The sequence below is a fragment of the Pseudoalteromonas sp. GABNS16E genome, from assembly GCF_028598715.1.
GTDB classification, from domain to species: Bacteria; Pseudomonadota; Gammaproteobacteria; order Enterobacterales; family Alteromonadaceae; genus Pseudoalteromonas; species Pseudoalteromonas atlantica.
In genome coordinates this window covers 144,233-157,972 of record NZ_JAQREZ010000001.1, presented here as the reverse complement: position 1 = coordinate 157,972, position 13,740 = coordinate 144,233, and the positions used below count along the sequence as shown (strand labels likewise).

9 protein-coding genes are annotated in these 13,740 nt (G+C 43.6%); 6 read left to right on the top strand and 3 right to left on the bottom strand.

Going from position 1 to position 13,740, the window contains the following annotated elements; genetic code table 11:
* Positions 1-97: 97 nt before the first annotated feature.
* On the bottom strand, positions 98-1,762 hold the full coding sequence (locus tag PSI06_RS00680) for a GGDEF domain-containing phosphodiesterase (protein WP_273603468.1): 1,665 nt from the start codon (positions 1,760-1,762) through the stop codon (positions 98-100).
* Positions 1,763-1,884: 122 nt separating this feature from the next.
* A complete protein-coding gene (gene hutI / locus PSI06_RS00675) occupies positions 1,885-3,132 on the bottom strand; it encodes an imidazolonepropionase (protein WP_273603434.1) in 1,248 nt (415 codons plus the stop codon).
* Between the two features lie 111 nt (positions 3,133-3,243).
* Here hutI and hutC point away from each other — a divergent pair, with 111 nt between their 5' ends.
* The 3 genes from hutC (at position 3,244) to hutH (ending at position 7,248) form a co-directional block, all read left to right on the top strand.
* The gene (gene hutC, locus PSI06_RS00670; RefSeq protein ID WP_024032172.1) at positions 3,244-3,951 is read left to right on the top strand and encodes a histidine utilization repressor; all 708 of its coding nucleotides are present in this window, start codon (positions 3,244-3,246) and stop codon (positions 3,949-3,951) included.
* 67 nt (positions 3,952-4,018) lie between these two features.
* Complete coding sequence (gene hutU / locus PSI06_RS00665) at positions 4,019-5,692, top strand: urocanate hydratase (protein WP_024032171.1); 1,674 nt, start codon at positions 4,019-4,021, stop codon at positions 5,690-5,692.
* Between the two features lie 2 nt (positions 5,693-5,694).
* Positions 5,695-7,248, top strand: a complete 1,554-nt coding sequence (gene hutH, locus PSI06_RS00660) for a histidine ammonia-lyase (protein WP_273603433.1) — start codon at positions 5,695-5,697, stop codon at positions 7,246-7,248.
* Here the strand turns inward: hutH and PSI06_RS00655 are convergent.
* Entirely contained in the window at positions 7,226-7,996 is a 771-nt protein-coding gene (locus PSI06_RS00655) for an NADP-binding protein (RefSeq protein WP_273603432.1), read from the bottom strand. The genes hutH and PSI06_RS00655 overlap by 23 nt on opposite strands.
* A 116-nt stretch (positions 7,997-8,112) precedes the next feature.
* On the opposite strand from PSI06_RS00655, the gene PSI06_RS00650 reads away from it, so the two are divergent.
* The 3 genes from PSI06_RS00650 (at position 8,113) to mutT (ending at position 13,739) form a co-directional block, all read left to right on the top strand.
* Positions 8,113-10,140 (top strand): methyl-accepting chemotaxis protein, encoded by a 2,028-nt coding sequence (locus tag PSI06_RS00650; RefSeq protein ID WP_029773386.1) that lies wholly within the window; start codon positions 8,113-8,115, stop codon positions 10,138-10,140.
* 431 nt (positions 10,141-10,571) lie between these two features.
* The gene (gene secA / locus PSI06_RS00645) at positions 10,572-13,280 is read left to right on the top strand and encodes a preprotein translocase subunit SecA (protein WP_273603431.1); all 2,709 of its coding nucleotides are present in this window, start codon (positions 10,572-10,574) and stop codon (positions 13,278-13,280) included.
* A 60-nt stretch (positions 13,281-13,340) separates the two neighbouring features.
* A complete protein-coding gene (gene mutT / locus PSI06_RS00640; RefSeq protein ID WP_273603430.1) occupies positions 13,341-13,739 on the top strand; it encodes an 8-oxo-dGTP diphosphatase MutT in 399 nt (132 codons plus the stop codon).
* The last annotated feature ends 1 nt before the right edge of the window (position 13,740 follow it).

The following is a 13,740-nucleotide window of genomic DNA, read 5'->3' as shown; positions in this document are numbered from 1 at the left end:
GAATTACGTTACTGGCTTAGCTAAAAATGGTGAGTAATTCTATCGCAGCGAATTGCTGAGTTCCCCTTACAAAATAATTATTGCAGCTGGGCATAACTTATTGAGTTTGGTGAGCCTGCCACTGCTTTAGCCAACTCATTAAGCCAATGCTGCTTAACGGGTGGCCAAAATAATAACCTTGTGCTGCGTGCGCTTTTAAACTTTTTACAAACTTTAATTGGTCTAAGGTTTCAACGCCCTCAAAAATAACCTTGGTATTTTGTTGGTTATGCATTTCAACCATACCGCCTACTAGGCTGCGTATATTATTTTGATTGCTAAAATCTGCAGTAAGCGATGGCGCTACCTTAATGTATTCAACAGCTAGATTTGGCAGCTTAGAAAGAACAATGGGGTTATCGCCTAACCCATCAACGCATATTTTTAAGCCTATATTATTTAATCGGGCAATCATCGCACGGCCCTTATTATCTAAATCTGTGAATATATGCAGCGGGCATTCAACAATTAAATCTCCGTGTTGTAAGTTGTGCTCACTCACCACACTATCTACAAACTCAACAAACTCTTCGTTAAGCATTTCGGGGCCAAATAAGTTAATGCTCAGCGGTATAGCAATCCCCTCTATGCGAAGTGCCATGGCAAGCTCTGCGGCCCGCTCTATAACAAACTTAGCCAGTGGGTAAGCTAAACCCGCAATATGAATATCATCAATAAACCGGTGGGCTGATAAAATACCTTGTTGAGGGTGCTGCCAACGCAACAGAAGCTCTAAAAACTCAATTTGGCCGTCGTCATTGCGAATAATAGGCTGAAAATAAAGTTCAAGCTCGCTTACAAAATCAATATTAGCCAGCTCTTTTAAACGGGCTTGCTGCTCAAGTTGCTCAACCATCATTTGTTGATGGTACACAACCACCGCTTTTTTAGGCTGACTATCAAGGGCTAAGTATGCACACGATACTAAGTTATCAAAGTTAGCGTCTTGCTCATCGCAATTAACGTAACTCGCCCTTGCTTTTACCTCTACGGTACAATTAGCAACGTTAAACGGTTTAAGTGTTGCGCCAATAATTTGCTCAATGATGTGCTCATGGCTATGTTTGTGCACAGCTAAGCTGCAAATAAAGGCAAAGTTAAGACCCCCTAAATGCGCCAATTTTTCTTGGCCTCCTAAATCAATCACATTGTCGTTATTTAGTAAGTCTTTTATTCTGTTGGCCGATTGTGCCAAAAGCAAATCCCCAAAATCTCTGCCTATGTGCTGATTAACTTGCTCAAACCCTTCTAGACGAATAATCACCAGTGCTGCTTCTAGCTGTTTTTCTTTACACCAGCTGTAATAACCCTGGCGTAACTGCTGTTTATCTGCAAATGCAGCAAGAGGAGAGTCATCTTGGTACGGCTCAGGCTCATTAATGTTATGCGAATCTTCAACTTTGGGCTCTTCTTCCTCGCTCATTAGCCCTACAACCGCTAGCAGAATAATAGCCACCACCACCCAAAATAGAGGCACGTCCATGAGTAAATGCGCTGAAAACAACACCACAAATAGCAACCCTGAAACGGCGCTTGTGATAATCATGCTCCAACTATTACGCTCAAACGCTTGCCATAAATGAAAGCAAAAACCAAAAGCGAGCAATATTGCTAACCAAGCAGCACCGCTGCTTAAAATGGCTAAACCGACAGCGCCTGTACATAAGTAACTAAATTTAATACTGGTATTTTTAACCGCAAATAACGTAGCGACCATCGCCATTAACAGCGCGCCGCTAAAAAATATTGGAAAGTTACTGTCAGTCAAAATACTCAAGCTTACGCCACTCCATTAGCAATAAAATTTAATAAAAGCATGTTAAATATGGACAAAAATAATACAAACTAATTAATTCTACCCAAAATCCATAGATTTAACAGTTTATTTACGCCAAATTGGTAACTTAATTGTGCAGGGTGACTTATTTGCCAGTGCGCAATATCAGCCCTTGCACCAACCTTTAGCACGCCTCTGTCTTTCAAACCTAATGCCTGCGCTGCATTGCGGGTTACTCCCGCAAGAGCCTGCTCAGGGGTGAGCCTAAATAAAGTACATGCCATGTTCATCATTAATTGCACAGAACATAAAGGCGAGGTTCCTGGGTTAAAGTCACTGGCAATAGCAATAGGCACATTGTATTTTTGCAGCAAATCGATGGGAGGAAGCTGTGTTTCTCGTAAAAAATAAAAAGCCCCAGGTAATAAAACAGCCACAGTGCCAGCCTCTGCCATGGCTTTTACGCCGTTTTCATCAAGGTACTCAATATGATCAGCTGAAAGGCCTTTATACTCAGCCACCAGCTGTGCGCCCTGCTGATTAGAAAGCTGCTCAGCATGGCATTTTACCGGCAAGTTATGTTTTGTAGCTGCATCAAACACTTGTTTTGTTTGTGCAAGACTAAAGCCTACATTTTCACAAAATACATCCACAGCATCGGCAAGGTTATTAGCCACTACCTGCTCAAGCATCTGCGTACATACTAAATCAATGTATTCATCTGCACGGCCTTTGTATTCAGGGGGTAGCGCATGTGCACCTAAAAACGTGGTTTTAATATCAATAGGATGATGCTCATTAAGCAAACGCGCCACTTCTAAAATTTTTATTTCGTTTTCAACATCAAGCCCGTATCCCGACTTTATCTCAGCAGTCGTTACGCCCTCGGCAAGTAAAGTGTTTAAGCGATCTTTTGCATCAACAAATAACTGCTCATGATCTGCCTCGCGAGTGGCCTTAACGGTACTGGCTATACCGCCACCTTGTGCAGCTATTTGTTCATAGCTTACACCTTGTAAGCGCTGCTCAAATTCCTCAGCTCGGGAGCCTGCAAATATTAAATGTGTATGGCAATCAATAAGCCCAGGTGTTAACCATTGCCCTTTAATACTTAATGTAGGGGTAGCAAAGGCATCAAAACTGGGTAAGTTTGATTGCTCACCTAACCATACAATTTCGCCGTTTTTAATCGCCAGTGCCGCATTTTCTATAGCCCCATAAGGTGCATCAATTGTGCTATCCATGGTTGCTATGTTGGCATCAGTTAATAATAAGTCGAGATCTTCTAAGGTGTAACCCGTTGTTTTATTTTGCATACTTAGCTCCCTAACGTGCTTAAAATACAGTCTAACAATACACCTTGTATATACAAGATAATTATGCCATCTTTATTAAATAGTTTATTTTAAGTACAGCTAATAATAGTAATGACCACACCTAAATTTGCACAAATAAAACAATTTATTGTCGATAAAATAAAAAATGGCGCATGGCAAGAAAACCAACGTGTCCCCTCAGAAAACGAGCTTAGCAGCCAATTTTCTGTAAGCCGTATGACCGCACGACGTGCACTGAGCGAATTAACAGATGCCGGTATTTTAACGCGCAGCCAAGGGTTAGGTACGTTTGTAGCAAGTTTTAAATCGCAGTCATCACTACTTGAAATTAAAAACATAGCCGATGAAGTAAAAGAACGTAACGGGCAATACAGCTGTAGTGTGCAAGTGCTTGAATCAATCAATGCGGTAGCACCCATAGCTATTGCGCTTGGCGTTGAAGTAGATAGCGTGGTGTATCGCAGTGTGCTTGTACACAATGAGAACGACAAACCACTGCAAGTTGAAGAGCGATTTGTAAACCCAGCTTTAGCCGCGGGTTATTTACAACAAGACTTTAGCGCCCTCACACCGCATGAATACTTATCGAGCGTAGCGCCGCTCACACAAGCGCGCCACACAGTGGAAGCGGTTATGCCTAACTCGCAAATGTGCCAATGGCTTAACCTGTATAACGAAGAACCCTGCTTACAGGTTATTCGTCGTACTTGGTCTACAAAAGGCATAGTGAGCTTTGCTCGCTTAGTATCACCGGGCAGTAAATACCGTTTGGGCGGGCACTTAACATTTAAAAAATAATAACAACGTAACGCTCAAGAGCGTTTTTTTGTAGCTGACCATCTTGTATATACAACAGGAGAAATTCATGAACAACCGGCTCGACACACACCGAGAAATCCGCGCGCCTCATGGCGATAAAATTAGCGCTAAAAGTTGGCAAACAGAAGCCGCTAAACGCATGTTAATGAACAATTTAGACCCTGATGTGGCAGAGCACCCTCACGCGTTAGTGGTATATGGCGGTATTGGCCGTGCGGCAAGAGACTGGCCAAGCTTTGATAAAATAATTGAAACCCTTGATAGGCTCGAAAACGACGAAACCCTGCTTGTGCAATCGGGTAAGCCCGTGGGCGTATTTAAAACCCACGAAAACGCGCCGCGCGTTCTCATTGCTAATTCTAACCTGGTGCCACATTGGGCAAATTGGGAGCACTTTAATGAGCTCGATAAAAAAGGCTTAATGATGTATGGGCAAATGACCGCGGGCTCTTGGATTTATATTGGCTCACAAGGCATAGTGCAAGGCACTTACGAAACCTTTGTAGCAATGGCAAAGCAACACTTTGGCGGTAATGCAAAAGGTAAATGGGTTTTAACAGCAGGCCTTGGCGGTATGGGAGGCGCACAACCACTCGCCGCGACGATGGCAGGCTTTAGCGCATTAGTTGTGGAATGCGACGAAACCCGTATCGATTTTCGAATTAAAACCGGCTACGTTGATGTAAAAGCCACGACACTTGAGCACGCGCTTGAGCTAGTTACCGATGCTTGCATTAAAGGTAAGGCATTATCGGTAGGCTTATTAGGTAATGCTGCCGATATTTTTACTGCACTGGCAAACAGCAATATTACCCCTGATATAGTGACCGACCAAACCTCAGCGCACGACCCACTCAACGGCTACCTACCGCAAGGTTGGAGCATGCAACACGCAGCAAAAATGCGTGAACAAAACCCACAGGCAGTGGTTAAAGCCGCTAAGCAATCTATGGCAGTGCAAGTAAACGCCATGCTAGCACTTCAAAAAGCCGGAGCTGCCACTACCGACTATGGCAATAACATTCGCCAAATGGCATTTGAAGAAGGCGTTACCAACGCGTTTGATTTTCCGGGCTTTGTGCCTGCTTATATCCGTCCGTTATTCTGTGAAGGAATTGGCCCATTTAGATGGGTAGCGCTTTCGGGTGACCCCGAAGACATTTATAAAACCGATGCAAAAGTGAAAGAGCTTATTGCAGAAGATACCCACTTACATAACTGGCTTGATATGGCGCGTGAGCGCATTCAATTTCAGGGTTTGCCAGCGCGTATATGCTGGGTTGGTTTAAAAAACCGAGCTCGCCTTGCACTGGCCTTTAACGACATGGTTAAAAATGGCGAGCTTAAAGCGCCGGTTGTAATTGGTCGCGATCATCTCGACTCTGGCTCTGTAGCAAGCCCCAACCGTGAAACCGAAAGTATGCAAGATGGCTCAGACGCCGTTTCTGACTGGCCGTTACTTAATGCTTTGCTTAATACTGCGGGTGGCGCAACGTGGGTGTCGCTCCACCATGGCGGCGGAGTGGGCATGGGCTTTAGCCAGCACGCAGGCGTGGTTATTGTTGCTGATGGTAGTGAACAAGCCGCGCAACGCATCGCTCGTGTGCTTTGGAACGACCCTGCTACCGGCGTTATGCGCCATGCTGATGCAGGCTACGACATCGCTAAAAATTGCGCGCAAGAGCACCACCTAGATCTCCCTATGCTAAACAAGGAATAGTCATGATTTCACACACTCTCACACCAGGGCAGTTAGATTTAAGCACCCTACGAAAAATTAATGACTCTGCTGTCACACTTAACTTAGTCGATGGCGCCAGTACACAAATAGCGGCCAGCGCACAAACTGTTCAAAACGTAATAAACAAACGCCAAACGGTGTACGGTATTAACACCGGCTTTGGCTTATTAGCCAATACAAAAATAGCAGATGACGAGCTTGAGCTACTGCAGCGCAGTATTGTACTTTCGCATGCTGCCGGTATTGGGGAGTTCATGGACGACAGCACTGTAAGACTAATGATGACCTTAAAAGTAAACTCTTTGTCTCGGGGCTACTCAGGGATACGCCTAGAGGTGATCGCATTTTTTATGCAACTACTGTGCAGTGAAGTGTACCCGTGCGTGCCACAAAAAGGGTCTGTGGGTGCTTCGGGCGATTTAGCGCCTCTTGCTCATATGTGCCTTCCACTATTAGGTGAAGGCAACATGCGCCACAAAGGTGAAATTATAAGTGCTGCTCAAGGGCTGAAAATTGCCAATCTTTCACCTCTTACATTAGGCGCAAAAGAAGGACTGGCACTGTTAAATGGTACACAAGCCTCTACCGCGTTTGCGTTACAAGGGCTTTTCCAAGCAGAAGATTTATATGCACAAAGCTGTGTTATAGGCTCTATTAGCATAGAAGCCGCAATGGGTAGCCGTGCGCCCTTTGATGCACGCATTCACGAAATACGGGGCCAACGCGGCCAAATTGATACGGCCAGTGTATTTAGAGAGCTACTTAGTACTAAATCACAAATTAGCCAATCTCACGTAAACTGCGAAAAAGTACAAGATCCTTACTGCCTTCGCTGCCAACCTCAGGTACTCGGCGCATGTTTAACACAAATACGCCACGCCGCAGAAGTGTTGTTATGTGAATCAAACGGCGTTACCGATAACCCGCTGGTATTTGCCGATGTGGGCGATATTATATCCGGTGGTAACTTTCATGCAGAGCCCGTTGCTATGGCAGCTGATAACTTAGCCATTGCGATTGCCGAAATAGGCGCGCTGGCAGAGCGAAGAATCGCGCTACTTATTGATTCAAACCTCTCTACACTGCCACCTTTTTTAGTTGAAAACGGTGGAGTTAACTCAGGTTTTATGATTGCCCAAGTAACCGCGGCTGCGCTTGCCTCCGAGAACAAATCGCTTGCGCATCCCGCCTCGGTAGACAGCCTGCCAACATCAGCAAATCAAGAAGATCATGTCTCTATGGCCACGTTTGCAGCAAGGCGCTTAAAGGAAATGGCCAATAACACCCGCGGGGTATTAGCAGTTGAATGGCTTGGAGCTGCTCAAGGGCTTGAGTTTAGAGCCCCACTTAAACCTTCACCGCAAGTAGAAAAAGCAAAAGCTCTGCTGCGCGAGCATGTAAGTTACTACGATAAAGACCGCTACTTTGCCCCCGATATAGACGCAACCAATACGCTTTTAGCACATGGGGCATTGTGCGACTTTATTCACCACAACCCACTACCATCGCATTTTAAATTCCATGCTGATAGCTAAAGCCTAACGCTTCAATTGCTGAGCCAAGTACTTTGCGCTCAGCACTTTCATTACTGGTAAAGGTTGGCATTTCGCCGCCATGCTCTGCACACTTTTGTGCATAATAATTCGCTTTAGTTGGGTGCGATGGATTTACCACGTTATAAATATTTTGCCCCGAATTATAGTTTTCTATTACCGCAAAAATGGCGTTTATCACATCTTGTTGATGGACCATATTAACCACCTGCTGGCTCGATGAATTTAATTCTTTCCCAGCAACAAAGCGCCCTGGCTCGCGGTTAGGCCCTAATAACCCTGCTAAACGCAGTACTTTACCATCTTGCTCAAGCACCTTTTCTTCGCCATCGTATAGTTTTATTTGTCGCTCATTGGTACAACTTATTTCACTGCTTTCAGTGTAAACACCCGGCTCTTGGTCGTACACACCGGTAGATGAGCACAAAATAAAGCCCTTTGCATTTAATTGTTTAGAAAGTGAAAGTGCAGCGCTTAGTGTTTCTGGGTAGTTACTTTCACTGTGTCTGCTTCGTGGGGGGATTGCACACACCCAGTAAGCATCGTGTAAATCTATTTGGTGTATTAGTTGCCCATCAATCAGTACAAATTGACGCTGAAAATCGTCTGTGTGCTCATCACTTCTATGCGTACCTTGTACCTGCCAACCCGCCTGTTTAGCTTGTAGGCACAAAGCATGACCCAACCAGCCTGCGCCTAATACTACTAATTTATTAGCTTTTGCTTCCATTTTTGCATAACCCTTCATTTTAAACGCATAATTGGTGCTTTTTATCTAACTTCATAGAGATTTAAAGTAAGATATGATTAGATATAACCTACTAAAAAACAATAATACGTGCACTTATGCTAAATAATTTATCATTACGGAAGAAAATATTATTATTGATTGGTGGCACCATCACCATTTTGCTAATTATTGCTTCAACATTTTTTGTAAATCACATCGCTAACCTTTCCAGAGTAAACATTGAGCGCGAAGCTCAAAGCTACCTACAAAGCGAACAACTTTCAATGCAAAGCTACTTTGCAAAGTATGGCAAGCTGGTTTCTACGTTTGTTAATAACCCGCATTTAGTTAATTTTTTTGAAAATTGGGATACTCGCGACCAGCCGATTAAAAATGCCCCCGGCTACAATGAAGTTAATCAAGACTTTGTACGCATTAGCTCAAATGACGAAAATGTACTGTCGGCGTTTTTCGCATCAGCAACCACCGGTGAATACTTTAAAGAAAACGAGCGTACCAGCCATTACAATGGTCAACCTTACTACGCCTATAAACGTGGTTGGTGGCAAGAAGCCCTGCAAATTAATAAACTTTACGTAGGCCCTATATCGGTCGATTTAACCACTGGGGTTGCCTCAGCAGTTGTACAACAGCCGGTATACAACGCACAGCGTAAACTTATTGGTATGGGCGGCGTTGATTTACAGCTTAATAAAATCAACGATATGGTTGAAGGTATTCGCTTTAACGGTCAAGGCTATGGCTTTTTACTTGATGGCAATCAAAAGGTTGTACACTTTTCAAATGCTACCGGCCATAAGCTGTCTAACACCGACGAAGGCCCTAAAGGTAAAGAAGGGCTAGATGGCCTTGAAAGCCAGTTTAATAATACTTCAGGCTTTACAGAGCTTAATGCACAAATGCGTAATAACCTCGAAGGCAGCCAATTGGTGACCTTAAAAGGAGAAGAGTATTATGTGGTGTATCATCGCTTACAACTAGAGCAACCTTATCTTGATTGGTATGTAGGTATACTGATCCCAACCAGCATGATTGAAGCCCCCGTTAATGAGGCGGTTACCACCACAACCACCGCAGTGGTGATTATTTTAGTGATCATTCTAGCGATGATATTATGGGCGACCCACATGATCTCGCAGCCTATTACCACTTTAACTAATATAATGCGTGATATTGCATCGGGCGAAGGCGATTTAACCCAAAAGATTAATATTACCAGCCAGGATGAGGTCGGCCAGCTTGCCAATCACATGAATACATTCATTGATAAGCTGCGCGCCATGATGCTAGAAACAGCCGCACAAGCTGAGCAGTTAACCAATGCCGCAGCGCAACTTAAAAACGTGTCTGCTCAAACCAACACCGAAATACAGCAAGAAAAACAACAAGTAGACAGCGTAAGTGCCGCCGTGACCGAAATGGCCAGCACTGTACTTGAAATATCGCGTAACGCACAGCATACCAACAGCGCCGCCGAAGAAGTACAAGCTATTACTGCCGAAGGGGCTGACCGCTCAACTCAAGCACAACGTGTGATGACCGAACTTGCGCTACACATAGGTGAAGCGTCTAAAGTGGTAGCAGGGCTTGAGCAAGAAAGTAATAACATTGGTGCATTGGTGGATGTAATTAACTCCATTGCCGATCAAACTAACTTACTTGCTCTAAATGCCGCCATTGAAGCTGCGCGTGCAGGTGAGCATGGCCGTGGTTTTGCGGTAGTTGCTGATGAAGTACGTTCACTGGCAAGCCGTACGCAAGAATCAACAGACGATATTCGTAATATGATTTCTCGCTTACAGCAAATTGCCCAACAAGCGTCGGTAATGATGCTACAAGGGCAAGAGCAAACTGAAGGCTCAGTATCGCAAACAAAAGAAGTACTAAGTTCATTACAAAACATTGCTCAGTCGGTAACTAAAGTGCAAGACCAAAGCCACCAAATTGCCACTTCAACCGAGCAACAAACCGTTGTCGCAGAGGACATTAATACCAGCCTTGCAGCAATTAATGGCTTAGTAAACAGCACAGCTGATCACGCACACATTTTAGCAGATGAAGCGCGCGATTTAAGCGACCTTGCTGTTGCCTTAAACAAAACGGTTAATCAGTTTAAGCTTTAAATACATAGCGTAATAAGGTGGGTAACTAAGTATAAAATTAACCCACCTAGGGCGTGTTGAGCATTGTGGATTGAATGAATTTCAATCACCCAAGGCCCGCATGCCCTAGCACTCTTGTTTTTAAATTTTTTAACACCATATCTTCACAACTTGCTGCTATTTTTTAGCGTAATTAAATCAGTTAAAGTGGTTTTTACGCATCAGATCAAATTTTTCTGTTTTTAATACACATCTTTTAGTTGAGATAGTTTGTTGTTTGGCAGAGTCTGGTATAGTAGCACACGTATTAAACAGTGCTTTGAGGCTCTTTAATACAAAATTGCTAATTAATATGTTCTACAGGTTATGTAAAAGTACATATTAATTACCAATTGTAAAAAATGGGTTAGCCGACACTCGGTTAACAAAGAATACATTGTAACGGTTTTATCATGATATCTAATTTATTTACCAAGATTTTTGGTAGTCGCAATGACCGCACTATTAAAAACCTAAGAAAGACGGTCGCGCTAATTAATGCGCTAGAAACGCAATTAGAAGCGCTTTCTGATGAAGATTTAAGAGCTAAGACAGCTGAGTTTAGAGAACGTTACGATAACGGACAAAGCCTTGACGACATTCTACCAGAAGCATTTGCTGTGGTACGCGAAGCGTCAAAGCGTGTAAATGGCATGCGTCACTTTGACGTACAGCTATTAGGCGGCATGGTTTTACATCAAGGTCGTATTGCAGAAATGCGTACCGGTGAAGGTAAAACCCTAACAGCCACACTTCCAGCCTACTTAAATGGCTTAACAGGCAAAGGCGTGCACGTAATTACCGTGAACGACTACCTTGCTAAACGTGATGCTGAAACAAACCGCGAGTTATTTGAGTTCTTAGGCCTAACTGTGGGCTGTAACGTACCAGGCATGATGCCACAACAGAAAAAGCAAGCTTATACTGCTGACATTACCTACGGTACAAATAACGAATTTGGTTTTGACTACCTTCGTGACAACATGGCATTTAGCATTGATGAGCGCGTACAGCGTCCATTGTTTTATGCAGTAGTGGATGAAGTGGATTCAATCTTAATTGATGAAGCGCGTACACCACTTATTATCTCAGGCCCAGCTGAAGATAGCTCTGAGCTATACATCGAAATCAATAAAATTGTGCCGCTTTTAGAGCTTCAAGAAAAAGAAGACGAAGAAGGCATTGAAGGCGATGGCGATTACACAATTGACGAAAAGTCTAAGCAAGTTCATTTAACTGAGCGCGGTCAAATTAAAGTAGAACACCTACTTACTGAGCGTGGTTTAATTGAAGAAGGCGACTCGCTTTACTCTGCCGGAAGCATTACCTTACTGAGCCACGTGTATGCAGCACTTCGTGCCCATAAGCTTTATCAAAAAGATGTTGATTACGTTGTTAAAGAAAACGAAGTCATTATTATCGATGAGCACACAGGGCGCTCAATGGAAGGTCGTCGTTGGTCTGAAGGTTTACACCAAGCTGTTGAAGCTAAAGAAGGTGTAAAAATTCAAAACGAAAACCAAACACTGGCTTCAATTACTTTCCAAAACTACTTCCGTTTATACGAAACCTTAGCCGGTATGACTGGTACAGCCGATACTGAAGCATTTGAGTTTCAATCTATTTACGGCCTAGACACGGTTGTTATGCCAACTAATAAGCCGATGATCCGTGATGATCGCGCCGATTTAGTTTACCTAACACAAGAAGAAAAATACGAAGCTATTTTAGCCGATATTAAAGATTGCCAAGAGCGCGGACAGCCTGTGCTTGTAGGTACTATTTCGATTGAAAGCTCTGAGTATTTATCGCAGTTTTTACGCAAAGAAAAAATTAAGCATAACGTACTTAATGCTAAATTCCACGCGCAAGAAGCTGACATCGTATCGGATGCAGGCTTACCAGGTACTGTAACAATTGCAACCAACATGGCTGGTCGTGGTACCGATATTGTGCTTGGTGGTAACTGGAACAGCGAAGTTGAAAAACTAGAAAACCCAACAGATGAGCAAATTGCTGAAATTAAAGCGGCGTGGAAAATTCGCCACGATGCAGTAATTGAAGCTGGCGGTTTACACATTATTGGTACTGAGCGTCATGAATCGCGCCGTATAGATAACCAATTACGTGGCCGTGCTGGTCGTCAGGGTGATGCCGGCTCTAGCCGTTTTTACTTATCGATGGATGATGCGCTAATGCGTATATTTGCCGGCGAGCGCATGACTAACATGATGCGTAAACTAGGCATGCAACGCGGCGAAGCCATTGAGCACCCTTGGGTTAACCGCGCAATTGAAAACGCTCAGCGTAAAGTAGAAGCACGTAACTTTGATGTACGTAAGCAATTACTTGAGTACGATGATGTAGCAAACGATCAACGTCGTGTTGTTTACTCTCAACGTAACGAGCTGCTTGAAGAAGGCGATATTTCAGAAACCATTACAGCAATCCGTGGTGATGTACTTGCCGGTGTTATTGATCAATACATTGCACCACAAAGCCTTGCTGAAATGTGGGATATACCAGGCCTTGAAGAGCGCTTAAAACAAGACTTCCTGATTGAGCTGCCTATCACGCAGTGGTTAGCAGATGACAATAAACTATACGAAGAAAAACTTCGTGAGCGTATTGAGCAAGCGGTTGAGCAAGCTTACAAGCAAAAAGAAGAGCAAGTTGGCGACTCTGTACTACGTCAGTTTGAAAAAGCGATTATGCTTCAAAGTCTTGATCAGCACTGGAAAGATCACCTTGCTGCAATGGATCATTTACGCCAAGGTATTCACTTACGTGGCTATGCACAAAAGAATCCTAAGCAAGAATACAAGCGCGAGTCGTTTGAGCTATTCACCGAAATGCTTGAAAACTTAAAAGTTGATGTAGTGGGCATTTTAAGTAAAGTACAAGTTCGTGCCGAAGAAGATGTTGAAAAAGTAGAAGAGCAACACCGTAAAAGTGAAAATGCCCCTCGCGAGTACCAACACGAAGAAGCTGAACATGTAGGCGGTGAAGCACCTCAAAGCGCAACTGTAATGGCAAGAACAGCGCCTAAAGTTGGCCGTAACGATCCGTGTCCGTGTGGATCAGGACAAAAGTTTAAGCAATGTTGTGGTAAATTAAAGTAACGACGCATTGTATGTAATTAAAAAGCGACGCTAGCGTCGCTTTTTTTATGGAGAAAAAACATGACAACAAAAATTGTAAATGTAGCGGTAGGCGTAATAAAAAAAAATAACGCCATCTTTATCTGCAAGCGCGCTGATGAGCAACATCAAGGTGGCTTATGGGAATTTCCAGGCGGGAAAGTAGAAGCTGGCGAGAGCGTATTTGCTGCACTTAAACGTGAGCTAAGTGAAGAAGTTGGCATTACCATTCACAGCTCTAGCCAACTGATGGTGATTGAACATGACTATGGCGATAAATGTGTAAAACTTGATATTCACGTTGTGAGTAACTTTAGCGGTGAAGCACATGGCGCCGAAGGGCAACCAAGTGAATGGGCCGCTATTAATGAGCTTAGTAACTATGAGTTCCCTGCTGCTAACGCCGAGATTATCGAAAAAATACAAGCGCGATACGCCTAAA

Bases quoted from the DNA above. Each gene is read 5' to 3' on its own strand.
- PSI06_RS00650 (WP_029773386.1), top strand. From the start codon at position 8,113: ATGCTAAATAATTTATCATTACGGAAGAAAATATTATTATTGATTGGT.
- hutC (WP_024032172.1), top strand. From the start codon at position 3,244: ATGACCACACCTAAATTTGCACAAATAAAACAATTTATTGTCGATAAA.
- hutU (WP_024032171.1), top strand. From the start codon at position 4,019: ATGAACAACCGGCTCGACACACACCGAGAAATCCGCGCGCCTCATGGC.
- hutH (WP_273603433.1), top strand. From the start codon at position 5,695: ATGATTTCACACACTCTCACACCAGGGCAGTTAGATTTAAGCACCCTA.
- hutI (WP_273603434.1), bottom strand. From the start codon at position 3,132: ATGCAAAATAAAACAACGGGTTACACCTTAGAAGATCTCGACTTATTA.
- secA (WP_273603431.1), top strand. From the start codon at position 10,572: ATGATATCTAATTTATTTACCAAGATTTTTGGTAGTCGCAATGACCGC.
- mutT (WP_273603430.1), top strand. From the start codon at position 13,341: ATGACAACAAAAATTGTAAATGTAGCGGTAGGCGTAATAAAAAAAAAT.
- PSI06_RS00655 (WP_273603432.1), bottom strand. From the start codon at position 7,996: ATGGAAGCAAAAGCTAATAAATTAGTAGTATTAGGCGCAGGCTGGTTG.
- PSI06_RS00680 (WP_273603468.1), bottom strand. From the start codon at position 1,762: ATGGCGATGGTCGCTACGTTATTTGCGGTTAAAAATACCAGTATTAAA.